The 26659-nt window shown below is 50.6% G+C and carries 23 protein-coding genes; all 23 read left to right on the plus strand.

Annotation, left to right across the window (positions count from 1 at the left end):
- The first annotated feature begins 7 nt into the window (after positions 1-7).
- The 23 genes from wcaE to cpsB (H2Z33_RS16820) all read left to right on the plus strand — a co-directional run bounded on the left by wcaE (position 8) and on the right by cpsB (H2Z33_RS16820) (position 26607).
- Entirely contained in the window at positions 8-754 is a 747-nt protein-coding gene (wcaE, locus tag H2Z33_RS16710; protein WP_003863510.1) for a colanic acid biosynthesis glycosyltransferase WcaE, read from the plus strand.
- A gap of 16 nt (positions 755-770) precedes the next feature.
- Positions 771-1325: a colanic acid biosynthesis acetyltransferase WcaF gene (gene wcaF, locus H2Z33_RS16715; RefSeq protein WP_063134485.1), complete on the plus strand. Its 555-nt coding sequence runs from the start codon at positions 771-773 to the stop codon at positions 1323-1325.
- 21 nt (positions 1326-1346) lie between these two features.
- Positions 1347-2468, plus strand: a complete 1122-nt coding sequence (gene gmd / locus H2Z33_RS16720; protein WP_003863514.1) for a GDP-mannose 4,6-dehydratase — start codon at positions 1347-1349, stop codon at positions 2466-2468.
- A 2-nt stretch (positions 2469-2470) separates the two neighbouring features.
- On the plus strand, positions 2471-3436 hold the full coding sequence (gene fcl, locus H2Z33_RS16725) for a GDP-L-fucose synthase (protein WP_032671736.1): 966 nt from the start codon (positions 2471-2473) through the stop codon (positions 3434-3436).
- A gap of 2 nt (positions 3437-3438) precedes the next feature.
- Positions 3439-3918, plus strand: a complete 480-nt coding sequence (locus H2Z33_RS16730) for a GDP-mannose mannosyl hydrolase (RefSeq protein WP_065186924.1) — start codon at positions 3439-3441, stop codon at positions 3916-3918.
- A complete protein-coding gene (gene wcaI / locus H2Z33_RS16735) occupies positions 3915-5138 on the plus strand; it encodes a colanic acid biosynthesis fucosyltransferase WcaI (RefSeq protein WP_032669517.1) in 1224 nt (407 codons plus the stop codon). Before H2Z33_RS16730 ends, wcaI begins: the two co-directional genes overlap by 4 nt.
- A gap of 3 nt (positions 5139-5141) precedes the next feature.
- The gene (cpsB, locus tag H2Z33_RS16740; RefSeq protein WP_017693088.1) at positions 5142-6578 is read left to right on the plus strand and encodes a mannose-1-phosphate guanyltransferase; all 1437 of its coding nucleotides are present in this window, start codon (positions 5142-5144) and stop codon (positions 6576-6578) included.
- A gap of 109 nt (positions 6579-6687) precedes the next feature.
- Complete coding sequence (gene cpsG, locus H2Z33_RS16745) at positions 6688-8058, plus strand: colanic acid biosynthesis phosphomannomutase CpsG (RefSeq protein WP_045338360.1); 1371 nt, start codon at positions 6688-6690, stop codon at positions 8056-8058.
- Positions 8059-8172: 114 nt separating this feature from the next.
- The gene (gene wcaJ, locus H2Z33_RS16750) at positions 8173-9567 is read left to right on the plus strand and encodes an undecaprenyl-phosphate glucose phosphotransferase (protein ID WP_006811236.1); all 1395 of its coding nucleotides are present in this window, start codon (positions 8173-8175) and stop codon (positions 9565-9567) included.
- Position 9568: 1 nt separating this feature from the next.
- Positions 9569-11047: a colanic acid undecaprenyl disphosphate flippase WzxC gene (gene wzxC / locus H2Z33_RS16755; RefSeq protein WP_063867173.1), complete on the plus strand. Its 1479-nt coding sequence runs from the start codon at positions 9569-9571 to the stop codon at positions 11045-11047.
- Between the two features lie 15 nt (positions 11048-11062).
- Complete coding sequence (wcaK, locus tag H2Z33_RS16760; protein ID WP_006811234.1) at positions 11063-12343, plus strand: colanic acid biosynthesis pyruvyl transferase WcaK; 1281 nt, start codon at positions 11063-11065, stop codon at positions 12341-12343.
- A complete protein-coding gene (gene wcaL / locus H2Z33_RS16765) occupies positions 12340-13560 on the plus strand; it encodes a colanic acid biosynthesis glycosyltransferase WcaL (RefSeq protein WP_017383280.1) in 1221 nt (406 codons plus the stop codon). Before wcaK ends, wcaL begins: the two co-directional genes overlap by 4 nt.
- Before the next feature lie 12 nt (positions 13561-13572).
- Positions 13573-14964, plus strand: coding sequence for a colanic acid biosynthesis protein WcaM (gene wcaM / locus H2Z33_RS16770; RefSeq protein ID WP_063134483.1), 1392 nt, complete (start codon positions 13573-13575; stop codon positions 14962-14964).
- A 174-nt stretch (positions 14965-15138) separates the two neighbouring features.
- On the plus strand, positions 15139-16035 hold the full coding sequence (gene galF, locus H2Z33_RS16775) for a GalU regulator GalF (RefSeq protein ID WP_017383282.1): 897 nt from the start codon (positions 15139-15141) through the stop codon (positions 16033-16035).
- A gap of 375 nt (positions 16036-16410) precedes the next feature.
- Positions 16411-17361 carry an NAD-dependent epimerase/dehydratase family protein gene (locus H2Z33_RS16780; RefSeq protein ID WP_080459219.1) on the plus strand — a complete coding sequence of 317 codons (951 nt, stop codon included), beginning with the start codon at positions 16411-16413 and terminating at the stop codon, positions 17359-17361.
- Entirely contained in the window at positions 17361-18404 is a 1044-nt protein-coding gene (locus H2Z33_RS16785; RefSeq protein WP_063134482.1) for an MraY family glycosyltransferase, read from the plus strand. Before H2Z33_RS16780 ends, H2Z33_RS16785 begins: the two co-directional genes overlap by 1 nt.
- A complete protein-coding gene (locus tag H2Z33_RS16790) occupies positions 18397-18957 on the plus strand; it encodes a sugar O-acyltransferase (RefSeq protein WP_063134481.1) in 561 nt (186 codons plus the stop codon). Before H2Z33_RS16785 ends, H2Z33_RS16790 begins: the two co-directional genes overlap by 8 nt.
- Positions 18958-18995: 38 nt before the next feature.
- Positions 18996-20882 carry a polysaccharide biosynthesis protein gene (locus H2Z33_RS16795; RefSeq protein ID WP_063134480.1) on the plus strand — a complete coding sequence of 629 codons (1887 nt, stop codon included), beginning with the start codon at positions 18996-18998 and terminating at the stop codon, positions 20880-20882.
- Positions 20883-20984: 102 nt separating this feature from the next.
- A complete protein-coding gene (gene rfbB / locus H2Z33_RS16800; RefSeq protein ID WP_063134586.1) occupies positions 20985-22067 on the plus strand; it encodes a dTDP-glucose 4,6-dehydratase in 1083 nt (360 codons plus the stop codon).
- A gap of 2 nt (positions 22068-22069) precedes the next feature.
- On the plus strand, positions 22070-22936 hold the full coding sequence (gene rfbA / locus H2Z33_RS16805) for a glucose-1-phosphate thymidylyltransferase RfbA (RefSeq protein WP_063134479.1): 867 nt from the start codon (positions 22070-22072) through the stop codon (positions 22934-22936).
- A 76-nt stretch (positions 22937-23012) separates the two neighbouring features.
- A complete protein-coding gene (locus H2Z33_RS16810; protein WP_225561400.1) occupies positions 23013-24173 on the plus strand; it encodes a glycosyltransferase in 1161 nt (386 codons plus the stop codon).
- Positions 24170-25189: a glycosyltransferase gene (locus tag H2Z33_RS16815; RefSeq protein WP_063134478.1), complete on the plus strand. Its 1020-nt coding sequence runs from the start codon at positions 24170-24172 to the stop codon at positions 25187-25189. The genes H2Z33_RS16810 and H2Z33_RS16815 overlap by 4 nt, the downstream gene beginning before the upstream one ends.
- A complete protein-coding gene (gene cpsB, locus H2Z33_RS16820) occupies positions 25171-26607 on the plus strand; it encodes a mannose-1-phosphate guanyltransferase (RefSeq protein WP_063134477.1) in 1437 nt (478 codons plus the stop codon). Before H2Z33_RS16815 ends, cpsB (H2Z33_RS16820) begins: the two co-directional genes overlap by 19 nt.
- Positions 26608-26659 lie beyond the last annotated feature (52 nt).

A 26659-nucleotide genomic window follows, 5' to 3' on the forward strand; every position in this document is an offset into this window, starting at 1 on the left:
GTGATTTATGTTTCTTAGCGTCATTACTGTCGCCTTTCGTAACTACGAAGGGGTGGTAAAAACCTGGCGCTCGCTGCGCAACCTGGCGCGCGATCCGAGCCTCACCTTTGAGTGGATCGTGGTCGATGGCGGCTCGAACGACGGCACGGCGGAGTTCCTGGAAAAACTTAACGGTGAGTTCAACTTACGTTATATCAGCGAGAAAGATAAAGGTATTTACGATGCCATGAATAAAGGCATCAACATGGCGCAGGGGCGTTACGCGATCTTCCTCAATTCCGGCGATGTGTTCCATGAAGATGTGGCGCTGTTTGCCCGTCAACTGGCGCGCCAGAAAGAAGATGCCATGTTTATTGGTGATGCCCTGCTTGATTTCGGCGAGGGGAAAAAAGTGCTGCGCGGCGCGAAACCAGGCTGGTATATCTACCACAGCCTGCCGGCCAGCCATCAGGCTATTTTCTTCCCAATGAGCGGCCTGAAAAAACAGCCTTACGATTTGCGCTATAAAGTGTCATCAGATTATGCCCTGGCTGCCAGCCTGTACAAATCTGGCTACCCGTTCCGTCGAATTAAAGGACTGGTATCTGAATTTTCAATGGGTGGCGTGTCAACCTCGAATAATCTGGAACTGTGCCAGGATGCCAAAAACGTGCAGCGTAAAATATTACGCGTGCCGGGGTTCTGGGCGGAATTATCTTATTTCTTACGTCTGAAAACGACGGGTAAAGCGAAAGCCTTATATAACAAAGCCTGAGATATAAGGAAACGTAATGCAGGAATTAAAGGGATTCTCCGTGCCGAAAGGTTTTCGGGGCGGGAGCGGTATTAAAGTTCAACTGTGGTGGGCTGTACAGGCAACGTTATTTGCCTGGTCGCCGCAAATACTGTACCGCTGGCGCGCATTTTTACTGCGTCTGTTTGGCGCAAAAATAGGAAAAAACGTAGTCATTCGACCTTCGGTGAAAATTACTTATCCCTGGAAATTAACGCTTGGGGATTACGCCTGGGTTGGGGATGACGCGGTGTTATATACCCTTGGCGAGATTACGATTGGCGCAAATTCGGTGGTTTCACAGAAGTGTTATTTGTGCACCGGCAGCCACGATTTTATGAGCCCGCATTTTGATATTACCGCTTCGCCTGTTGTGATCGGTGAAAAATGCTGGCTGGCAACAGACGTCTTTGTTGCACCCGGTGTTTCTGTTGGCGATGGCACGGTAGTCGGTGCCCGCAGCAGCGTTTTTAAATCGCTTCCGGCAAATAAAATTTGCCGTGGCAACCCCGCAGTGGTGATACGCGAACGCGTTGAAACTGAAAAACTTTGATAAGTACAGAGGAATATAAACATGTCTAAAGTCGCTCTCATCACCGGCGTTACCGGACAAGATGGTTCTTACCTGGCAGAATTGCTGCTGGAAAAAGGGTATGAAGTTCACGGTATTAAGCGTCGTGCCTCTTCATTCAACACCGAGCGTGTCGATCACATTTACCAGGATCCGCATGCGGCAAACCCGAAATTCCATCTGCATTACGGCGACCTGACCGATACCTCCAACCTGACCCGCATCCTGCAAGAAGTACAGCCGGATGAAGTGTACAACCTGGGGGCAATGAGCCACGTTGCGGTTTCCTTCGAGTCCCCGGAGTACACCGCTGACGTGGATGCGATGGGTACGCTGCGTCTGCTGGAAGCGATTCGCTTCCTTGGTCTTGAGAAGAAAACCCGCTTCTACCAGGCATCTACCTCTGAGCTGTACGGTCTGGTGCAGGAAATTCCGCAGAAAGAGACCACGCCGTTCTACCCACGTTCTCCGTACGCTGTGGCGAAACTGTACGCTTACTGGATCACCGTGAACTACCGTGAATCCTACGGCATGTACGCCTGTAACGGCATTCTGTTCAACCACGAATCTCCGCGTCGCGGCGAAACCTTCGTGACCCGCAAAATCACCCGCGCGATCGCCAACATCGCTCAGGGCCTGGAGTCTTGCCTGCACCTCGGCAACATGGATTCCCTGCGTGACTGGGGCCATGCGAAAGACTACGTGAAAATGCAGTGGATGATGTTGCAGCAGGAACAGCCAGAAGACTTCGTGATCGCGACCGGCGTGCAGTACTCCGTGCGTCAGTTCGTTGAGATGGCTGCGGCACAGCTGGGCATCAAGCTGCGCTTCGAAGGCACCGGCGTGGAAGAGAAGGGTATCGTTGTTTCCGTGACCGGCCACGACGCACCGGGCGTGAAGCCAGGCGACGTGATTGTCCAGGTTGATCCGCGTTACTTCCGTCCTGCTGAAGTGGAAACCCTGCTGGGCGACCCAACCAAAGCGCACGAGAAGCTGGGCTGGAAACCAGAAACCACCCTGCAAGAAATGGTATCCGAGATGGTGGCCAAAGATCTTGAAGCAGCGAAAAAACACTCCCTGCTCAAGTCTCATGGCTACGAGGTTGCCATCGCGCTGGAGTCCTGAGAATGACAAAACAACGTATTTTTGTCGCCGGTCATCGCGGAATGGTGGGTTCCGCGATTGTTCGCCAGCTGGAACAGCGCGGCGACGTTGAGGTGATTGTTCGCACCCGCGACGAGCTGAACCTGCTTGATAGCCTTGCGGTGCAGGACTTCTTCGCCAGCGAACGTATCGACCAGGTGTATCTGGCGGCGGCGAAGGTGGGCGGCATTGTCGCTAACAACACCTACCCGGCGGATTTCATCTACGAGAACATGATGATTGAGAGCAACATCATTCACGCGGCGCATCTGCACAACGTGAATAAACTGCTGTTCCTCGGCTCATCCTGTATCTACCCGAAAATGGCGAAGCAGCCGATCGCCGAGAGCGAACTGTTGCAGGGCACGCTTGAAGCCACCAACGAGCCGTATGCGATTGCCAAAATTGCCGGGATCAAGCTGTGTGAATCCTACAACCGTCAGTATAACCGCGACTATCGCTCGGTGATGCCGACCAACCTGTACGGACCGCACGACAACTTCCACCCGAGCAATTCGCACGTGATCCCGGCGCTGCTGCGTCGTTTCCACGAGGCGACTGCCGAGAACGCCCCGGATGTGGTGGTGTGGGGTAGCGGTACGCCAATGCGCGAGTTCCTGCACGTGGACGACATGGCGGCGGCCAGCATTCACGTCATGGAGCTGGATCGCGAGGTGTGGCAGGAAAACACCGAGCCGATGCTGTCGCACATTAACGTCGGGACCGGCGTGGACTGCACCATTCGCGAGCTGGCACAGACCATCGCGCAGGTGGTGGGCTACAAAGGACGCGTGGTGTTTGACGCCACCAAACCGGACGGCACGCCGCGCAAGCTGCTGGACGTGACCCGTCTGCATCAGCTGGGCTGGTATCACGAGGTCTCACTGGAGCAGGGGCTGGCCAGCACCTACCAGTGGTTCCTGGAAAACCAGCACCGCTTCCGGGGGTAATGATGTTTTTAAGTCAGGAAGATTTTGCCACGGTAGTGCGTTCCACTCCGCTGATCTCAATTGATTTGATCGTGGAGAACGAACGCGGCGAGTTCTTGCTGGGGAAACGAACCAATCGTCCTGCACAGGGCTTCTGGTTCGTGCCCGGCGGGCGCGTGCAGAAGGATGAGACGCTTACCGATGCGTTTGAGCGTCTCACTCTGGCGGAACTGGGCCTGCAACTGCCGATGGCAGCGGGCCAGTTTTACGGGGTCTGGCAGCACTTCTATGACGATAACTTTTCAGGCACCGGGTTCACCACGCACTACATCGTGCTGGGGTTCCGCCTGAAGGTGAGTGAGGCAGACCTGCGTCTGCCTGATTCTCAGCATGACGATTACCGCTGGTTAACGCCAGAGGCGCTGCTGGCAAGCGACAACGTCCATGACAACAGTCGGGCGTACTTCCTTGCGGAACGTCAGGCCGAGGTGCCAGGTCTATGAAAATCCTCGTCTACGGAATTAACTACTCGCCGGAGCTTACCGGTATCGGGAAATACACCGGCGAGATGGTCGAGTGGATGGCGAGCCAGGGACATGACGTGCGGGTGATTACTGCCCCGCCGTATTACCCGGAGTGGAAGGTAGGCGAACGCTATTCCAGCTGGCGCTACCGCCGCGAAGAGGGCGCCGCGACCGTCTGGCGCTGCCCGCTCTACGTGCCGAAACAGCCCTCGACGCTGAAACGTTTAATTCATCTGGGCAGCTTTGCCCTGAGCAGTTTCTTCCCGCTGATGGCGCAGCGTCGCTGGAAGCCGGATCGCATCATCGGCGTGGTGCCGACGCTGTTCTGTACGCCAGGCATGCGCCTGCTGGGCAAACTCTCCGGCGCGCGCACCCTGCTGCACATTCAGGATTATGAAGTGGACGCCATGCTCGGGCTGGGGATGGCCGGGAAAGGCAAGGGCGGCAAGGTGGCGAAGCTCGCCAGCGCCTTTGAGCGCAGCGGCCTGCACAACGTGGATTACGTCTCGACCATTTCGCGCTCGATGATGAACAAGGCGCAGGAGAAGGGCGTCCCGGCGGAAAAAGTGATCTTCTTTCCGAACTGGTCCGAAGTGGCGCGCTTCCGCGATGTGACAGACCAGGGTGCGCAGGCGTTACGCGCGCAGCTCGGGTTGCCTGCTGAGCAAAAAATCATTCTTTACTCAGGCAACATCGGCGAAAAACAGGGGCTGGAGAGCGTGATTGACGCCGCGCTTCAGCTGAGCGAACACCCGTGGATGTTCGTGATAGTCGGGCAGGGCGGCGGTAAAGCGCGGCTGGAAAAAATGGCCAGCGAGCGCGGACTGACCAACATCCGCTTCTTCCCGCTTCAGTCTTATGACGCGCTGCCCGCGCTGCTGAAAATGGCGGATTGCCATCTGGTGGTGCAAAAACGCGGCGCGGCGGATGCGGTGCTGCCGTCCAAGCTGACAAACATTCTGGCAGTGGGTGGAAACGCGGTGATTACGGCAGAAGCCGCAACAGAATTAGGCCAGCTGTGCAACAGCTACCCGGGCATTGCCGTTTGCGTGGAGCCGGAATCGGTTCCTGCGCTGGTGACCGGAATTGAGCAGGCACTCGCCATGCCAAAAGAGAACACGGTGGCACGTGAATATGCCGAACGCACGCTCGAGAAAGAGAACGTGCTGAGCCAATTTATTGCAGATATACGGGGATAAATCATGAGTCAAACCACTTTGTATCCGGTCGTAATGGCGGGTGGATCCGGGAGCCGGTTGTGGCCACTGTCCCGCGTGCTTTATCCAAAACAATTTCTGTGCCTGAAAGGCGACCTCACCATGCTGCAAACGACGGTTAACCGTCTGCACGGCGTGGAGTGTGAAAGCCCGGTGGTGATCTGTAACGAACAGCACCGCTTTATCGTTGCCGAGCAGCTGCGCCAGCTGAACAAACTGACCGAAAATATCATTCTGGAGCCTGCCGGACGCAACACGGCGCCTGCCATTGCCCTCGCGGCGCTGGCGGCAAAACGCAGCAGCCCGGACTGCGACCCGCTGATGCTGGTGCTGGCGGCTGACCACGTCATCCAGCAGGAAGAGGCCTTCCGCGACGCGGTACGCGCCGCGATTCCTTACGCTGAGAACGGCAAGCTGGTGACCTTCGGCATCGTGCCGGATCTCCCGGAAACCGGCTATGGCTACATTCGCCGCGGCAGCGTTACGCCTGGTGAAGGCGACAGCGTGGCCTTTGACGTGGCGCAGTTTGTCGAAAAACCGAATCTGGAAACCGCGCAGGCGTACGTGGCCAGCGGGGAATACTACTGGAACAGCGGTATGTTCCTGTTCCGCGCCGGTCGCTACCTGGAAGAGCTGGAAAAATATCGCCCGGATATCTTGCGCGCCTGCGAAAAAGCGATGGCGGTGGTGGATCCGGATCTCGATTTTATCCGCGTGGACGAAGAAGCCTTCCTCGCCTGTCCGGAAGAGTCCATTGACTATGCGGTAATGGAACGTACGGCAGATGCGGTAGTGGTACCGATGGATGCTGGCTGGAGCGACGTCGGCTCCTGGTCGTCACTGTGGGAGATCAGCGCGCATACCCCGGAGGGTAACGTCCATCACGGGGATGTGATCAGCCACAAAACGGAAAACAGCTACGTCTACGCCGAATCTGGCCTCGTCACCACGGTAGGGGTGAAGGATCTGGTGGTCGTGCAGACCAAAGACGCGGTGCTGATTGCCGACCGTAATGCCGTGCAGGACGTTAAAAAAGTGGTGGAGCAGATCAAGGCCGATGGCCGCCACGAACACCATATTCACCGCGAAGTCTACCGCCCGTGGGGCAAATATGACTCCATCGACGCCGGCGAGCGTTACCAGGTGAAACGCATCACCGTGAAGCCGGGAGAAGGGCTGTCGGTGCAGATGCACCATCACCGCGCCGAACACTGGGTGGTGGTGGCGGGGACCGCCAAAGTGACCATCGACGGTGAAGTGAAGCTGCTCGGTGAAAACGAGTCCATTTATATTCCGCTGGGGGCGACGCACTGTCTGGAGAACCCGGGGAAAATTCCGCTCGACTTAATTGAGGTGCGTTCCGGCTCCTATCTGGAAGAGGACGACATCATCCGCTTCCAGGATCGCTACGGGCGCGTGTAGCACTCCGCATCATGCCCGGTGGCGCTGCGCTTTCCGGGCCTACGAATGACAAAAATAAATTTGGCCATTACATGGTCAGGGCCAACTGTTGCCTGAAAAAGGGGTCATCATGGAAAAATTAACCTGTTTTAAAGCCTACGATATTCGCGGCAAGCTGGGCGAAGAGCTGAACGAAGACATTGCGTGGCGCATCGGCCGCGCGTACGGCGAATACCTGAAACCACAAACTATCGTGCTGGGCGGCGACGTGCGTCTGACCAGCAAATCCCTGAAGCTGGCGCTGGCGAAAGGGCTACAGGACGCGGGCGTCGATGTGCTGGACATTGGCCTTTCCGGTACCGAAGAGATCTATTTTGCCACCTTCCACCTGGGCGTGGATGGCGGTATCGAAGTGACGGCCAGCCATAACCCGATGGACTACAACGGCATGAAGCTGGTACGCAAGGGCGCGCGTCCTATCAGCGGCGACACCGGCCTGCGTGACGTGCAGCGTCTGGCCGAGGCCAACGACTTCCCGCCGGTGAATGAAGCCACACGCGGCAGCTATAAGCAGATTAACCTGCAAAAAGAGTACATCGACCACCTGCTGGGCTACATCAACGTGGCGAACCTCAAACCGCTGAAGCTGGTGATTAACTCCGGCAACGGCGCGGCAGGCCCGGTTGTCGATGCACTTGAAGCCCGCTTTAAGGCGCTGAACGTGCCGGTGACCTTCGTCAAAGTGCACAACACGCCAGACGGCAACTTCCCGAACGGTATTCCTAACCCGCTGCTGCCGGAGTGCCGCGACGACACCCGCAACGCGGTGATTGAGCACGGCGCCGATATGGGTATCGCCTTTGACGGCGATTTCGACCGCTGCTTCCTGTTCGACGAGAAAGGGCAGTTTATCGAAGGCTACTACATCGTTGGCCTGCTGGCGGAAGCGTTCCTCGAGAAAAACCCGGGGGCGAAAATCATTCACGATCCGCGTCTTTCCTGGAACACCGTCGACGTGGTGAAGGCCGCGGGCGGCGAGCCGGTGATGTCCAAAACCGGCCACGCGTTTATCAAAGAGCGTATGCGTGAGGAAGACGCCATCTACGGCGGCGAGATGAGCGCCCACCACTATTTCCGTGATTTTGCCTACTGCGACAGCGGGATGATCCCGTGGCTGCTGGTGACTGAGCTGCTGTGCCTGAAAGGGCAGAGCCTGGGTGAACTGGTGCGTGACCGCATGGCGGCGTTCCCGGCGAGCGGGGAGATCAACAGCAAACTGGCGCAGCCCGCTGAGGCCATTGCCCGCGTAGAACACCACTTTGCCATTCATGCGCTGGAGATTGATCGTACCGACGGTATCAGCATGGCGTTCCCGCAGTGGCGCTTCAACCTGCGCTCCTCCAACACCGAGCCGGTAGTGCGCCTGAACGTGGAGTCCCGCGCCGATACCGCGCTGATGGAAGCCCGAACGAAGGACATTCTGGCGCTGTTGAATCAGTAAAAACTGCCCCTCACCCCAGCCCTCTCCCCAAAGGGGAGAGGGTGTTCAAGTTCCCTCTCCCCTTTGGGGAGAGGGGTAGGGTGAGGGGTAAGGTTTAGAACTAAAGGAACAACGATGACAAATCTAAAAAAGCGCGAACGAGCGAGAACGAATGCATCGTTAATCTCTATGGTGCAGCGTTTTTCTGATATCACCATCATGGTCGGCGGACTGTGGGCGGTGTGTTGGGTCAGCGGGCAGTCGTTCTTATACATGCACTTGCTGATGGCGTTGATTGCGCTGGTGGTGTTTCAGATGATCGGCGGCATGACCGATTTTTATCGTTCATGGCGCGGCGTCAAAATGACCACCGAACTGATGCTGCTGCTCCAGAACTGGACCTTAAGCCTGGTTTTCAGCGCAGGCCTGGTGGCGTTCAGCCATGATTTTGATAACCGTCTTGTGACCTATCTCTGCTGGTATCTGTTAACCAGCATTGGCATGGTGGTCTGCCGCTCGCTGATCCGCTTTGGCGCGGGCTGGCTGCGCAACCGTGGGTATAACCGTCGCTTCGTTGCCGTGGCGGGCGACCTGCCGGTGGGACAGGTGTTGCTCGACAGCTTCCGCAAAGAGCCGTGGTTAGGTTTTGAAGTGGTCGGGATTTATCACGACGCGAAGCCCGGCGGCGTGCCGTCCGACTGGGCAGGTAACTACGAACAGCTTATTGACGATGCGAAAGCCGGCAAAATTCATAACGTCTACATCGCCATGCAGATGAAAGATGAATCCCGCATCAAGAAACTGATGCGCGAGCTGGCGGATACCACCTGCTCGGTGATCCTCATCCCGGATGTCTTCACCTTCAATATTCTCCACTCCCGTATTGAAGAGGTGAACGGGGTACCGGTTGTTCCACTGTACGACACGCCGCTGTCGGGGATTAACCGCGTGCTGAAGCGCGTGGAAGATATCGTCCTTTCGTCCCTGATCCTGCTGCTCATCTCCCCGGTGCTGTGCTGCATTGCGCTGGCGGTGAAGCTCAGCTCGCCGGGGCCGATCATCTTCCGTCAGACCCGCTACGGCATGGACGGTAAGCCGATCATGGTGTGGAAATTCCGCTCCATGAAGGTGATGGAGAACGACAAGGTGGTGACCCAGGCGACGCAGAACGATCCGCGCGTCACCCGCGTGGGCAACTTCCTGCGCCGTACCTCGCTCGATGAGCTGCCGCAGTTCATCAACGTGTTCACCGGCGGGATGTCCATCGTCGGGCCTCGTCCTCACGCCGTGGCCCATAACGAGCAGTACCGCACCCTGATTGAAGGCTACATGCTGCGCCATAAGGTGAAGCCAGGCATCACCGGCTGGGCGCAGATCAACGGCTGGCGCGGCGAGACCGACACGCTGGAAAAAATGGAAAAACGTATCGAGTTCGATCTGGAGTACATCCGCGAGTGGAGCCTCTGGTTCGATATCAAGATTGTTTTTCTGACCATTTTCAAAGGCTTCGTGAACAAAGCGGCGTACTAAGATGAGCTTACGAGAAAAAACCATCAGCGGCGCGAAATGGTCAGCCATGGCCACCATCGTCATTATTGGCCTCGGCCTGGTGCAGATGACGGTGCTGGCGCGCATTATCGATAACCACCAGTTTGGTCTGCTGACCGTCTCGCTGGTGATTATCGCCCTGGCCGATACGCTGTCGGACTTTGGTATCGCCAACTCCATTATCCAGCGCAAAGAGATCAGCCATCTGGAGCTGACCACCCTCTACTGGCTGAACGTCGGGCTGGGTATCTTCGTCTTTGTGCTGGTGTTCCTGCTGAGCGATGTGATTGCCGGCGTGCTGCATAACCCGGACCTGGCGCCGCTGATGCGCTCCCTGTCGTTCGCTTTCGTGGTGATCCCGCACGGGCAGCAATTCCGCGCGCTGATGCAGAAAGAGCTGGAGTTCAACAAAATCGGCATGATTGAAACCAGCGCCGTACTGGCGGGCTTTACCTTCACTGTGGTCAGCGCCCATTTCTGGCCGCTGGCGATGACCGCCATCCTCGGCTACCTGGTTAACTCTGCCGTGCGCACGCTGCTGTTTGGCTTCTTTGGCCGTAAGATTTATCGCCCGGGGCTGCATTTTTCACTGGCGTCTGTTTCATCCAACCTGCGCTTCGGCGCGTGGCTGACGGCAGACAGCATTATCAACTACGTGAATACTAACCTCTCCACGCTGGTGCTGGCGCGCATTCTGGGCGCGAGCGTCGCGGGTGGCTACAACCTGGCGTATAACGTCGCGGTTGTCCCGCCGATGAAGCTCAACCCTATCATTACCCGCGTGCTGTTCCCGGCGTTCGCCAAAATTCAGGACGATACCGAAAAGCTGCGCGTGAACTTTTACAAGCTGCTCTCCGTCGTGGGGATCATCAACTTCCCGGTCCTGCTGGGGCTGATGGTGGTCGCCAGCAATTTCGTACCGCTGGTGTTTGGCGAGAAGTGGAACAGCATCATCCCGATCCTGCAACTGCTGTGCGTCGTGGGGCTGCTGCGCTCGGTGGGGAACCCGATTGGTTCTCTGCTAATGGCGAAGGCGCGCGTGGATATCAGCTTCAAGTTCAACGTGTTTAAAACCTTCCTGTTTATTCCGGCAATTATTGTTGGCGGCCACATGGCGGGCGCCATTGGCGTGACGCTCGGCTTCCTGCTGGTGCAAATCGTCAATACCGTGCTGAGCTACTTCGTGATGATCAAACCGGTGCTGGGCTCCAGCTACCGTCAGTACATCCTCAGCCTGTGGCTGCCGTTCTATCTCTCCTTACCGACGCTTGCGGTGAGCTACGGCCTGGGCGTGGTGCTCAACGGGCATCTGCCGCTGGCGGCGTTGCTTGCGGTGCAGGTCGCGGCAGGCGCGCTGGCGTTCGGCGTGATGATTGTGCTGTCACGCAATGCGCTGGTGGTCGAGATGAAGCGCCAGTTTTGCCGTAACGAAAAAATGAAAACGCTGCTTCGCGCAGGCTAATTTTACGAGGCCATTATGAAATTACTTATTCTTGGCAACCATACCTGCGGCAACCGTGGCGATAGCGCCATCCTGCGCGGTTTACTGGATGCAATTAACACCCTTAAGCCTGAGACAGAAGTGGATGTGATGAGCCGTTATCCGGTCAGCTCATCCTGGTTACTGAACCGCCCGGTGATGGGCGACCCGCTCTACAGCCAGATGAAACAGCACAACAACGCCGCGGGCGTGATGGGGCGCGTGAAGAAAGTGCTGCGTCGCCGCTACCAGCATCAGGTGCTGCTTTCTCGCGTGACCGACACCGGCAAGCTGCGCAACATTGCCATCGCGCAGGGCTTTACCGATTTTGTTCGTCTGCTGTCCGGCTATGACGCCATTATTCAGGTGGGCGGTTCGTTCTTCGTCGATCTGTACGGCGTGCCGCAGTTTGAGCATGCGCTTTGTACGTTCATGGCGAAAAAGCCGCTGTTTATGATCGGCCACAGCGTCGGGCCATTCCAGGATCCGCAGTTTAACCAGCTGGCGAACTATGTCTTCGGCCACTGCGACGCGCTGATCCTGCGTGAATCGGTCAGCCTCGACATGATGAAACGCAGTGAAATCGACACCACCAAAGTGGAGCACGGTGTGGACACCGCCTGGCTGGTGGATCATCAGGATGACAGTTTCCAGGCCAGCTACGCGGTACAGCACTGGCTCGACGTGGCGGCAAAGCAGAAAACCGTCGCCATTACCCTGCGTGAACTTGCGCCGTTCGATAAACGCCTCGGCACGACTCAGGCGGCGTACGAGAAAGCCTTTGCCGACGTGGTGAACCGCGTGCTGGACAGCGGTTACCAGGTGCTGGCGCTTTCCACCTGTACCGGTATCGACAGCTACAACAAAGATGACCGTATGGTGGCGCTCAACCTGCGCAACCTGGTGAACGATCCGTCCCGCTATCACGTGGTGATGGACGAGCTGAACGACCTTGAGATGGGCAAGCTGCTCTCCGCCTGCGACCTGACCGTGGGCACGCGTCTGCACTCGGCTATTATCTCGATGAACTTCGGCACGCCAGCCATCGCCATTAACTACGAGCACAAGTCTGCGGGCATTATGCAGCAGCTCGGTATGCCGGAAATGGCCGTTGATATTCGTCATCTGCTGGACGGGTCGCTGGGTGCGATGGTGGGCGACACGCTCGGCCAGCTGCCTGCGATCAACGAACGTCTGGCGGTGGCGGTAAAAGCCGAACGCGAAAAAGGTATTGGCATGGTGAAATCCGTACTCGACCGCGTCCGGGAGGGGAAATGAAGGTTGGTTTCTTCTTACTGAAATTTCCGCTGTCGTCTGAAACCTTTGTGCTGAACCAAATCACCGCGTTTATCGATATGGGGTATGACGTGGAGATTATCGCCCTGCAAAAGGGCGATACGCAAAACACCCATGCGGCGTATACCCGGTATGGGCTGGAGGCGAAAACCCGCTGGTTGCAGGATGAACCCACCGGACGAATGAACAAACTGCGCCATCGCGCCAGCCAGACGCTGCGCGGCCTTCATCGCGCCTCGACGTGGCGGGCGCTGAATATGTCGCGCTATGGGGCGGAGGCCCGCAACCTGATCCTTTCCGCCATTTGCGGGCAAACGGCCCAGCCGTACCGGGCCGATGTCTTTATCGCCCACTTTGGCCCGGCGGGCGTAACTGCGGCAAAACTGCGTGAGCTGGGGGTGATTGACGGCAAAATCGCAACCATTTTCCACGGTATCGACATCTCCAGCCGGGAAGTACTGAACCACTACACGCCGGAATATCAGCAGCTGTTTCGCCGCGGCGACATGATGCTGCCGATAAGCAACCTGTGGGCCGGGCGCCTGAAAACCATGGGGTGCCCGAGCGAGAAAATCACCGTTTCACGCATGGGCGTGGACATGGAACGCTTCACCCAGCGACCGGTTAAGGTGCCGGGCAAGCCGCTGCAAATTATCTCTGTTGCCCGCCTGACCGAAAAGAAAGGGCTGCACGTAGCCATCGAAGCCTGTCGTCAGCTGAAGGCGCGCGGAGTGGACTTCCACTACCGCATCCTGGGTATCGGGCCGTGGGAGCGTCGCCTGCGCACGCTGATTGAACAGTATCAGCTGGAAGACGTGGTCGAGATGCCGGGCTTCAAGCCGAGCCACGAAGTGAAAGCCATGCTTGATGATGCGGATGTGTTCCTGCTGCCTTCCGTAACCGGCGCCGACGGCGATATGGAAGGTATACCCGTGGCGCTGATGGAGGCGATGGCGGTCGGCATTCCGGTGGTCTCGACCCTGCACAGCGGGATCCCTGAGCTGATCACCTCTGAACACTCCGGCTGGCTGGTCCCTGAAAACAATGCGCTGGCGCTGGCGGATCGTCTGGCTGCGTTCAGTGATATCGATCAGCAGACGCTGATCCCTGTGCTGCAAAATGCGCGGCAAAAAGTTGAAGCAGAATTCAATCAGCAGGTGATTAATCGCCAGTTAGCGAGCCTGCTGCAAACGCTGTAACGCTGAGGTTGTATGCTGAAAAAGATTACCCGACGCCGATTTGTCTCTTCTTTATCCGTCCTGGCTGCCATGCCGCTGTTGTCGTCCCGCGCTGCGCGGGCGGCAACCGGGAAGACGGTTTCTGTCGATCGCTACAACAATAACGACTGGATCGCCGCCTTTAAGCAGGCATTTACCGAGGGCGATACCGTTGTTGTTCCCGCCGGGTTAACCTGTGAAAACATCAATACCGGCATTTTCATTCCTGATGGCAAAACCCTGCTGATCCGCGGTGCGCTGAAGGGCAACGGCCGCGGGCGGTTTGTGCTCCAGGAAGGCTGTAAGGTCATTGGGGAAGGAGAGGGGCGCACGCATAACATTACGCTGGACGTGCGTGGCTCCGACTGTGTCATTAAAGGGCTGGCGATGAGCGGCTTCGGCCCCGTCACCCAGATCTACATCGGCGGTAAAAAGCCGAGAGTGATGCGTAACCTGCTTATCGATCGCATTGCCGTGAGCCAGGCCAACTACGCCATTCTGCGCCAGGGTTTTCATAATCAGGTGGACGGTGCGCGCATAACCAACAGTAAATTCAGCCATTTGCAGGGTGACGCGATTGAGTGGAACGTGGCGATTAACGACCGCAATATCCTGATCTCTGACCACGTGATCGATAACATCAACTGCACAAACGGCAAGATCAACTGGGGGATAGGCATTGGGCTTGCTGGCAGCACGTACGACAATGACTATCCGGAACAGCAGACCGTTAAAAACTTCGTGGTGGCAAATATCACCGGCAGCAACTGTCGGCAGTTGGTCCATGTTGAAAACGGTAAACACTTTGTGATCCGTAATATCAAGGCCAGCAATATTACTCCCGACTTCAGTAAAAAGGCCGGAATTGATAACGCAACGGTAGCTATTTATGGCTGTGATAATTTCGTTATTGATAATATCGATATGGTGAACAGCGCCGGAATGTTAATCGGGTATGGCGTGATCAAGGGCGATTATCTGTCGATACCGCAAAACTTCAAACTTAACGATATTCGCCTGGATAACCGACAGCTTGCCTATAAGCTGCGCGGGATACAGATTTCCTCCGGCAATGCCACCTCGTTTGTTGCCATCACCAACATCAACATGCAGCGAGCAACGCTTGAGCTGCACAACAAGCCACAGCATCTTTTCTTACGCAATATCAACGTGATGCAGGAGTCAGCGACGGGACCAGCGCTTAAGATGAACTTCGACTTGCGCAAAGACGTGCGCGGGAAGTTTATGGCCAAAAACGAGACGCTGTTGTCGCTCGCGAACATAAAAGCGGTTAATGAAAAGGGGCAGAGTTCGGTGGATATTGATCGGGTCGATCAACACGTGGTGAATACGGAACGGTTGAATTTTGCGCTGCCGCACAGGTAATCCTACAGCCTATTTTGCGACTATTCCTGGTATGGAGTCGCGATCTATTCAGATTACAACTACTGTAATTTGTGGTGGGGTGACCTAGGATTACTTCATATTTACGGCAAAACATGCTGGCGAAAACAGGTTTAAAAGCTATAATTCGTCAACCATTTTAAGGTGGAAGAAATAATGATTAATTTGAAAGCAGTCATACCGGTAGCGGGTTTGGGCATGCACATGTTGCCCGCCACAAAGGCCATTCCTAAAGAGATGCTGCCGATCGTTGACAAGCCGATGATTCAGTACATCGTCGACGAGATTGTTGCTGCGGGGATCAAAGAAATCGTTCTGGTGACGCACTCTTCGAAGAATGCCGTTGAGAACCACTTCGACACCTCTTATGAACTCGAGGCGCTGCTTGAGCAGCGTGTTAAGCGCCAGCTTCTGGCAGAAGTTCAGTCTATCTGTCCTCCTGGCGTGACCATCATGAACGTGCGTCAGGCGCAGCCGCTGGGTCTGGGGCACTCAATCCTCTGCGCGCGCCCGGTGGTGGGTGATAACCCGTTCATCGTGGTCCTGCCGGACATCATTATTGATACCGCTTCCGCCGATCCGCTGCGTTACAACCTGGCGGCAATGGTGGCACGTTTCAATGAAACGGGCCGTAGCCAGGTGCTGGCGAAACGTATGAAGGGCGATCTCTCCGAGTATTCCGTTATTCAGACCAAAGAGCCACTGGAGACAGAAGGGCAGGTGAGCCGTATCGTTGAGTTTATCGAAAAACCCGATCAGCCGCAGACCCTGGACTCTGACCTGATGGCAGTCGGCCGTTATGTGCTGAATGCGGATATCTGGGCTGAACTGGAAAAAACCGAGCCGGGCGCCTGGGATCGTATCCAGCTGACCGATGCGATTGCTGAGCTGGCGAAGAAGCAGTCGGTTGATGCGATGCTGATGACCGGCGATAGCTATGACTGCGGTAAGAAAATGGGGTATATGCAGGCCTTTGTGAACTATGGCCTGCGTAACCTGAAGGAAGGGGCGAAGTTCAGAAGCCGGATTGAGAAGCTGCTGGCTAACGACTGATAGTCCTGCCAAGGCCTGAACAACGGCAGTTACCATTTTGGGATGTTGAGACATTACCAAAGTGATAACTGCCGTTTTTTGTTATTAATTTTAATGATTACATACGGTTATCTGATTCAAATCTCAGCAGCTTTCTAGCGATTTGTGCTTGTTTCTCTGGTCGTTTAGGACGACAATTAACGCCTGTTTTTGTCTGTAACCAGACAAGCAAAATCATTAATCAAACATCGCTCAGTGCACTGGTAGCTGTTAAGCCAGGGGCGGTAGCGTGCCTGGCATTTACAATTGAATTTTAAACGAACAGTTGTGAACGAGACAGTTTCACGCAAATCTGCACTACGTGCGGGCGTAAATATCAGATTGAGCGGATAGGGGATGTCAATGAAAGTAATGGTGACGGGCGGGACCGGGTTTCTTGGAACTGCTTTAGTCCAGGCGTTGAAGTCATCAGGACACGAGGTGATATTAACAACGCGCAAGCAGGAGAACCCTGAACAGGGCATTTACAACCTGGGTGATATCTCAGCCAATACCAACTGGTTAAATCTCCTGCAAGGATGCGACACTGTCATTCATACCGCAGGAAGGGCGCATATCCTTAATGATGATGCACAGGATGCCCTGGCAGAATTTCGCCGGGTTAATCACGACGCGACCATGAAATTAGCTACGGATGCCGCGACCAGTGGTGTTAAACATTTTATCTTCGTCAGCTCAATCGGCGTCAATGGTAATGCCACCTCGGGGCACCCTTTTACTGAAGCCTCTGAGCCACGGCCAACTTCTGATTACGCCATTTCCAAGCGAGAAGCCGAGCAGAGTCTGCTTAATCAATTTGCAGAAAGTGATATGGCGATCACTATTGTTCGCCCGGCATTGATTTGTGGTGAAAATGCACCGGGTAATATACAGCGCCTTTTAAAACTGGTTTCTAAAAACCTACCGTTGCCATTTAAAAATGTCAGGAACAAGCGAGCGCTGGTGTCTCTGGATAATGTCGTCAGTTTCATCAACGAATGCGTGGTAAATGAGAAATCCAAAAATCAACTCTATTTACTCGCAGATGTGGAACGACCTTCTACAGCAGATATGATTAATACCTTTGCTTCAGGAATGGGCATTAAAGCGAAACTGGTCTCTTTCCCAACGGGTATCTTCAGGTTATTGCTTTCTTCTGTTGGTAAACGAGGTATTTACGATCAGCTGTTTGGCGATCTGGAAGTCGATGCCTCTAAATCCCGGGAGCATTTAAACTGGACGCCCCCGATAACGCTTTATGAAACGATGAAAAAAACGGCGAAATATTATATCGAAGGTAATAAATAATGACGAATTATGGGATTGTGATATTCGCTTTTTTAGCCTCCTGCGCATTGACTTGGGGATTGCGGGGGTATGCAATAAAGCATAATGTTATTGACCGCCCAAACCAGCGAAGCTCTCATTCTGTGCCCACCCCACGAGGTGGAGGAGTAGCGATCGTCCTGACGCTCCTGGTCGCTTTGGTAGGATTTTATTTTAACCATACGCTTACGTTCGACAGCTTCCTGGGTTTATTTGTTCCAGGTGTAATTGTCGCCATCATTGGTTTTCTTGATGATCATGGTCATATTGCGGCACGATGGCGTCTATTAATGCATTTCCTGGCAGCAGCAATTGGCATTTATTTCCTGGGATCCTTCCCTGTAATTACGCTGTTTGGTTACGATCTTTCTTTATCCTGGATTGGTATGATTCTCGGCTGTGTATATCTGGTCTGGATGCTGAACTTATATAATTTTATGGATGGGATTAATGGCTTAGCCAGCGCTGAAGCAATAACATTCGCCGCATGTAGCGCAATGTTGATTGTTGTAAACCAGTACACGGACGCGCCTGGAAGTATTTATCCGCTGACGCTTGCCCTAATCGGTGCCGCCGCCGGTTTTATTGTCTGGAATTTCCCGAGAGCAAAAATCTTCATGGGGGATGCCGGGAGTGGTTTCCTGGGGATAACTCTTGGACTGATGATTCTCCATATTGCGAAAGCAGATACGCATTTCTTTATTGCAGAATTATGTTTGCTGGGCGTATTTATCGTCGATGCCACGACAACGTTATTGAGGAGGCTCGTAGCAGGTAAAAAGGTCTATGAAGCACATGCCAGCCATGGCTACCAAATCCTCGCAAGAAAATATGGCAGCCACGTTCCGGTGACATCATTGGCAATTGCCGTCAATCTGCTGTGGCTTTTCCCCTTCGCCTTTTTTATTGCTTCAGGCAAAATTGATGGTGTTGTGGGGCTGCTCATCGCCTGGTTCCCGCTTCTCGTTGTTGCACTGAAATGTGGTGCAGGAGTTAAAGACAAAGAGAGCAACGTCAATGCATGACTTATTGATTTTGGGCGCGGGTGGTCATGGCCGTACGCTGTACGAGACAGCGAGACTGCTGGGATATAAGGATATCGTTTTCCTCGACGATAATACCTCTGCCTGCCAGGAAATTAATCAGCTGATTATTGGAAAAATTTCCGAACTACAGTTATATATTGGTAAGGTCAGTCATGTCGCTATTGGCATCGGAAACAATAAAGTCAGAGAGCAGCTCTATCAGCAACTGCTCGGCTTAGGTATTCATCCTGTAACGCTTATACATCCCTTTGCATTTGTCAGTCCATCGGCGACCCTTGCTGAGGGAACTGTTGTGTTAGCGGGAGCTGTAGTGGGTGCCAACGCAAAATTAGGTTTGGCGACGATTGTGAATAGCCACTCGACAATAGATCACGATGCCATTCTTGGTGATTTCGCTCATTTAGGTGTTGGTGTCCATCTTGCGGGCAGCGCTGTGATTGGGAAAGCAGCGTTTCTCCAGGCGGGGACAGTGGGCGGTTATAATACTAAAGTAGACGATTACTCAGTGTGTCCTGCTGGTACTATTTTATAAACTGAATGCAAGCTTTAGTGAGGCGACCAGTTTTTAGTATGCTAAATTATTTAATATCTTTACCACGACCAATAAAACGTATTATCACACTCTCTATAGATGTTGTGCTTCTGTTGTGCGCATTTTGGTTTGCATTTTGGGTGCGTATTGATTCAATGACTCCATTATATAGTACGGAGCATTGGCTTTTTATTTTCTCAATTATTTTAGTTACTCTGGCAATATTTGTTAAATTAGGACTGTATCGGGCAGTAATTCGTTATATTACTGCCAAGATATTATTGGTCGTAACGATGGGGATGGTCATATCGTCCATTTTGCTTATTATCGCAGCGTTCTATACCAACCTCTATTTGCCGAGAACGATTCCTTTTATCTATTTCTCATTCGGTCTACTGCTTATTGCCGGATCACGGCTTGGGATGAGAATGTTGGTGAATCGTGGGTTGAATCTGGGCACTCGGGTAGTTATTTATGGTGCAGGTGCATCCGGTCGTCAATTACTGCCTGCGCTGAGCCAGATGGACGAATATTACCCCGTTGCTTTTGTCGATGATAACCGTGCCCTGCAAGGTCAGGTGATTCACGGGGTAAGCGTTTTTGCGCCAGAAAAACTGCCCTGGCTGGTTGAGAAATACGAAGCGAAGAAAATTCTGCTGGCCATGCCAAGCGCAAGCCGGGCAAGAAAGAACGAAGTCATTGAAACCCTGGAAGGTCTGCCGTGCGAAGTGCTCTCCATCCCGGGAATGGTCGATTTGGTGGAGGGGAAGGCAAGTATTGATTCCTTGCGGAAAGTCGTTATTACAGACCTGCTGGGCCGCGATCCTGTCTCACCCATTCCGGAACTGATATCCCGTAATATTAACGGGAAAACAGTGATGGTTACCGGGGCAGGGGGGTCAATAGGGTCTGAACTATGCCGACAGATACTTAAAAATAAGCCAAACCAGCTTATTCTGTTCGAACTGTCCGAATTCTCACTCTATTCCATTGATTCCGAACTGCGTAACCTGAATCTTGGTCAGGATTTTAAAGTTAAAATCTATCCAATCCTCGGTAATGTTCAGGATAAAGAGCATCTCGAAAGGTTAATCAGAGCATTCAACGTCGACACAATTTATCATGCTGCGGCGTACAAGCATGTACCGCTTGTCGAGTTCAACGTTCTTGATGGCGTGCGCAATAATATATTTGGTACGTTAAGCTGTGCTCAGGCTGCGGCAAGTTGCGGTGTTGAAAACTTTGTCTTGATTTCGACCGATAAAGCCGTTCGCCCTACCAACACCATGGGGGCGACCAAGCGCATGGCGGAGCTGGTGCTGCAAGCGCTGGCGAAGGAATTCAGTAAAACCTGCTTCAGTATGGTTCGTTTCGGCAACGTGTTAGGCTCATCAGGCTCAGTTGTGCCGTTATTTGAAAAACAGATTGCTGCAGGTGGCCCGGTGACGTTGACTCACGAAGACATCACGCGTTACTTTATGACCATTCCTGAAGCGGCTCAATTGGTGATCCAGGCGGGAGCCATGGGCACGGGCGGCGATGTTTTTGTTCTGGATATGGGGGAACCCGTCAGGATTATCGATCTCGCACACCGCATGATTACGCTGCAAGGGCTAACCGTTCGTGATGATAAAAACCCCTATGGTGATATTACGATAAAAACGACGGGTCTGCGTCCAGGTGAGAAACTGTATGAAGAGTTGCTTATCGGCGACAATGTATCCGTTACGCAGCACCCGCGTATCAGAACAGCTAACGAAGTAATGTTGCCATGGAGTGAAATGAGCCACATTCTTCAGGATCTCGACAACGCCTGCCGTGAGTTCGACTACGAACGTGTGCGTGAGATACTCTTGCAGGCACCTGCCGCGTTCAATCCAACGGATGGTATCTGCGATTTACTATGGAATAAAAATGTGAGTTAAAAGCCTATCGTCGCCCTTCTCCTCCCTGTTTACTTATAATGAGTAAACAGGGTGGTAGGCATACCATCTTTTGTTTCAGAAAACTTTAAGAGCGAAATAAACGTGAAAATACTGGTCACGGGTGGAGCTGGTTTTATTGGGTCTGCTGTTGTACGACACATTATTAATCACACGCAGGACACTGTGATTAATGTCGATAAATTGACCTACGCCGGTAATCTCGAATCGCTAGCCACCGTCGCACAGAGCGATCGTTATTATTTTGAACATGCTGATATTTGCGATAACGCTGCTATGGAACGTATTTTGTCTTATCACCAACCTGATGCAGTGATGCATCTGGCGGCTGAGAGCCATGTCGATCGTTCGATAAGTGGTCCTGCAGCCTTTATCGAAACTAATATTATCGGCACTTATGTGCTATTAGAAGCTAGCCGTAAATACTGGTCCGAACTTAGCGCAGAGAAAAAAACTAGATTCCGTTTCCATCATATTTCTACAGATGAAGTGTATGGCGATCTTCCGCATCCGGATGAAGTTGTAAAGGGCACTGAACTGCCGCTGTTTACTGAAAAAACCGCATATGCCCCAAGCAGCCCGTATTCTGCTTCAAAAGCCTCAAGTGATCATCTAGTCCGCGCATGGCTACGAACCTATGGCTTACCTACCATCGTAACCAATTGTTCAAACAACTACGGCCCGTATCACTTCCCAGAAAAATTAATCCCGTTAGTAATTCTCAATGCACTAGAAGGCAAACCTCTGCCAGTGTATGGCAACGGAGATCAAATACGTGACTGGCTGTATGTAGAAGATCACGCCCGTGCTTTATATATCGTAGTAACGCAAGGTAAAATCGGTGAGACCTATAATATAGGAGGCTATAATGAACAGAGAAACCTTAATGTTGTGCATACGATCTGTGATCTGTTAGATGAAATTGTACCAAAAAAAGTTTCCTACCGAGAACAAATAACTTTCATACCAGATCGGCCCGGTCATGATCGTCGTTATGCAATTGATGCTAAAAAGATTAACAAGGAACTGGGATGGAAACCACTGGAGACTTTTGAAAGCGGAATTCGTAAAACGGTTGAGTGGTTTCTAGCGAATAGGGAGTGGATAGCAAATGTTAATAACGGAAGTTACCACTCCTGGATAAAGCAAAATTATGAGGGCGGTTAGTAATGAAGGGTATTATTTTAGCGGGGGGGTCAGGTACACGATTATATCCAATTACAATGGGCGTATCGAAACAGTTACTTCCTGTTTATGATAAACCCATGGTCTATTACCCGCTTTCAGTATTAATGTTGGCTGGCATTAAAGATATTTTAATTATTACAACACCAGATGATCAGCCAGCTTTTATACGTTTACTCGGTGATGGCCGTCAGTTTGGCATAAACATAGAATATGCAATCCAACCCAGCCCTGATGGTTTAGCTCAAGCATTTATCATCGGTGACAACTTTATTGGTAATGATTCTGTTTGTTTGGTCCTTGGGGATAATATTTTCTTTGGTCAAGGATTTACACCAAAACTTAAAACGGCAGCAAATAGAAATAAAGGTGCTACTGTATTTGGTTATCAGGTTATGAATCCTGAGAGTTTTGGTGTCGTCGAATTTGATAAAAATTACACGGCATTGAGTATAGAAGAAAAACCTGTAGCACCCAGATCAAATTGGGCAGTAACAGGTCTTTATTTTTACGATAATGAAGTTGTTGATATTGCTAAACATATAAAGCCATCACCCCGAGGTGAACTCGAAATTACAACTGTAAACCAAGTATATCTAGAAAATAAAATGTTGACAGTCGAGTTGTTAGGTCGAGGATTTGCTTGGCTTGATACAGGTACTCATGACAGTTTAATTGAGGCAGGAAGCTTTGTTGAGACGGTTCAAAAACGTCAGGGGATGATGATTGCGTGCCTTGAGGAAATAGCGTGGAGAAATGGCTGGTTAAGCGATCAGGATTTATATTCAAGAGCGGGGCTATTTGTGAAAACTAACTACGGCGCATATTTACTAAAATTAATTAATAGATAACAAAACTTTATAAACATAATGTCGCCTGCATGGTTTGTTTATGAGCCTTATATAATATAAGAAACAGATAGGTTAGATGATGAAGAAAATTTTATTTGTAACTGCACGTTTCCCTTGGCCAATTATTACTGGAGATGCTCTGCGTGCTTATAATCAAATAAAAGAGCTTTCGAAAGAAAATTTAGTGGATGTTTTTTCGGTAGAAAAAGCAAACACCACAAGTGGTAATGTCAATAATTTTATAAATTCGTGTTCTACTGGTAATCTATCAAAGATCGGTAAAATAAAAAACATAATTAAAAATAGGGGGCAAACTGCATTGCAATGTGCGGTGTATAATGATAAGGCCTCGTGGCAAAAATTAAAAAAACTTTTACTTGCTAATAATTATGACATGATAATTTTCCAATTGGTTAGGTTGGAGTTCCTTATCTTTAAAACTATTTCTTTAAGAAAAGAACACAGTATCAAATCATTAATATATTGTGATTTTGTTGATGCTCTTTCATTAAATATGCAGAATAGAGCTGCAACAGAAAACTTTCTCATGAAGAAAATATGTGGCTTCGAAAGTAAAAAGCTGTCCGCGATTGAGAGGGAAATATACGAAGTAATCGATGCGGGATTTATAATTTCAGAAAGAGATGCTAAACATATAGGTAAAGAAGGTTTTAAGATTATACCTAATGGCGTGAACATTCCCGGAGTAAAAAAAACCTTAAAAAAAGACGACGGCGTTGTAAATTTAGCTTTTTGGGGGAATATGAGTTATTACCCCAATGTTAAAGCTGCAATCTTTTTAACTGATTTGTTTAATAGTCTACCAAAAGGAAAATATAAACTTCATATCATCGGTGCTCAGCCATGTAAACAAGTTTTGGCTTTGAATAAACCAAATGAAGTTATCGTTCATGGTTATGTTGATGATTTGAAGAATCTTCTGGCAAATATGGATATAGCGGTATTCCCTATTTTCGACGGTTCTGGGCTTCAGAATAAAGTATTAGAAGCGTTTGCATTAGGCCTGCCAGTCATAACTACAAATATAGTTCTGGATTCAATGCCAAAACTTAGTGAATACGCTATCGTTGCCAATAGTAAAAATGATTTTATCCGTTCTATCGAGCTTTTTGAGTCTAGAGAAGAGATTGCTAATAAAAATTCTCTTTGTGCAATAGAAGTATTGAAGAAACATTACAACTGGAATCTTATCAACTGTGTGACAGGAATGAAATGAAAAAAGTATTGTTGTTCAATTTCTATAAGGGAATATTGTACAGAGGTATTCCGATCTATTCATCCAACTTAATTACAGCACTTGAAAAGAATGGATGTATAGTCAATGAGTGGAGTTGTCCAAAATTTGCACAAAAATTACCTAGGGCAATTATAGACTTACTCTTTGTTCTTTGTGAGCAAGTTATTATTCCTATGATAAGTATTATGGGAAGATATGAAAAAGTTATATATCCTTATAACTCATGTTCTGTAATATCGGCTTTTTCCAAAAAATCCATATTAATAATTCATGATTTCATCCCAAATAAAAGAATTAAGGAAAGGCTAAGTCTTTCTGCGTTATATATTGTACTAACACAGCGATTTCATGCTTTTTTGAAAAGAGATGTAGCATTTGTCTCAGCAACAACAAAAAGAATTGGAATGAATGTTGAATGGTTAAAAGATAGTAATGTTTATCTTTTCCCTAACTCATTCTATCAACTAGAAGCTAAATTATCACAAGGTAATATTCAAAAAAGTAATGCTGAATCCTATGCAGTATTAATTTCAGGTAATGGTTCTAATAAAGAATTTAATCACGCAATGCAGTTATGGAAAACATGTGCATACGCTGCTTCGCATAAGCTTAAGGTTATAGGATTAGGCTCTCACAGAGAATGGGCATTGAAAATACTTAGAGAGTTAAAGATTGAGAATGTCCAGGTGCTGCCGGTTCTTACAGATGACGAATTATTATCGGAACTAGAGAACGCTTCAATGGTCTGGGCTCATTCGACTCATGAAGGATTCGGAAGGCCAGTAATTGAAGGCAGAATATGTGGTAAAAGCGTTTTAGCGTCAAATATTTCTGCATTTAGAGAACATAGAGACGAAAGTGTTTATTTATATGACGATCATTCTTTTTGTGAGAAATATTTTTTGGCTCATGTGACTAGTGATTCATCAGGTTATAAGATTAAGTATCATATTATTTTAGAGGAAGAAATTGAAAAATGGCTACTAGCAAATTGATACCTGTGATAATGGCTGGCGGTACAGGTAGTCGTTTATGGCCACTATCCCGTGAACTTTATCCCAAACAGTTCATTCCAGTAAAGGGTGATTACACGATGTTGCAATCAACAATCAACCGTTTGGATGGACTTGATTGTAATAATCCTATAGTAATTTGTAATGAAAAACACCGTTTTATCGTGGCAGAGCAGTTACTACAATTAAACAAGCTAACTAAAAATATTGTCCTTGAACCTGCAGGGCGAAATACTGCTCCAGCCGTCGCACTTGCTGCATTAGCCGCGAAAAAGAATAACGCCGAAAGCAATCCATTATTACTGGTACTTGCTGCCGACCATATTTTTGAGAAGGAAGAAGTTTTCAGAGATGCGATCAGACAAGCGATTCCTTGTGCAGAACAAGGCAAACTTGTAACTTTTGGGATTGTGCCTGATAGAGCTGAAACTGGTTATGGTTATATTCTCCGCGGCGATAGCATAAGTCAGAAAGGATGTAAGGAAGCATATAAAGTCTCAAGGTTTGTAGAAAAACCCGATCTGGATACTGCTAAATCTTATGTAGATAGCGGGGAATATTATTGGAATAGCGGTATGTTTCTTTTCCAGGTTGATAGCTATCTGGCCGAGTTGAGAAAGTTCAGGCCTGATATTCTTGAGGCATGCGAAAAAGCAATGAGTGCTATCAATCCTGACCTTGATTTCACCAGAGTTGATGAGAAGTCATTCTTGGCTTGTCCGGATGAGTCGATTGATTATGCTGTGATGGAGAAAACTGAGGACGCCGTTGTAGTGCCAATGGATGCCGGCTGGAGCGATGTTGGATCATGGTCATCATTGTGGGATATTAGCCCACATGACACCGATGGTAATGTCCATCGTGGTGATGTCATTAGTTTCCGAACAAAAAATAGTTACGTACATTCAGAATCAGGTCTCGTTGCCACTGTGGGCGTGAAAGACCTTATCATTGTGCAGACCAAAGATGCAGTTCTCATTGCTGATAGGCATGCCGTACAGGATGTTAAAAAGATAGTGGAGAAAATAAAGGCTGAGGGGCGTTTAGAGCATCATAAACACCGCGAAGTTTTTCGTCCCTGGGGTAAATATGATTCGATTGACGCTGGAGAACGCTACCAGGTTAAGCGTATAAGCGTAAAGCCTGGGGAGGGGCTATCAGAACAAATGCATCATCACCGTTCTGAACACTGGGTTATTGTATCTGGGACTGCGAAAGTAACAATTAACGGAGAAGAAAAAATTTTGACAGAAAATCAATCCGTTTATATCCCACTTGGAGTTATTCATTCTCTTGAGAACCCAGGGAAAATCATGCTTGAACTGATTGAAGTGCGTTCTGGTTCCTATTTGGAAGAAGATGACATTATTCGCCTTTCAGATCGTTATGGGCGAATTTAGAAATTGTCACAGCAAATACGTTATATCAAGATTTAAGGTAATAATTGCCAGA

The sequence above is a fragment of the Enterobacter sp. YSU genome (assembly GCF_016082135.1).
In the GTDB taxonomy this organism is placed as follows: Bacteria; Pseudomonadota; Gammaproteobacteria; order Enterobacterales; family Enterobacteriaceae; genus Enterobacter; species Enterobacter hormaechei_C.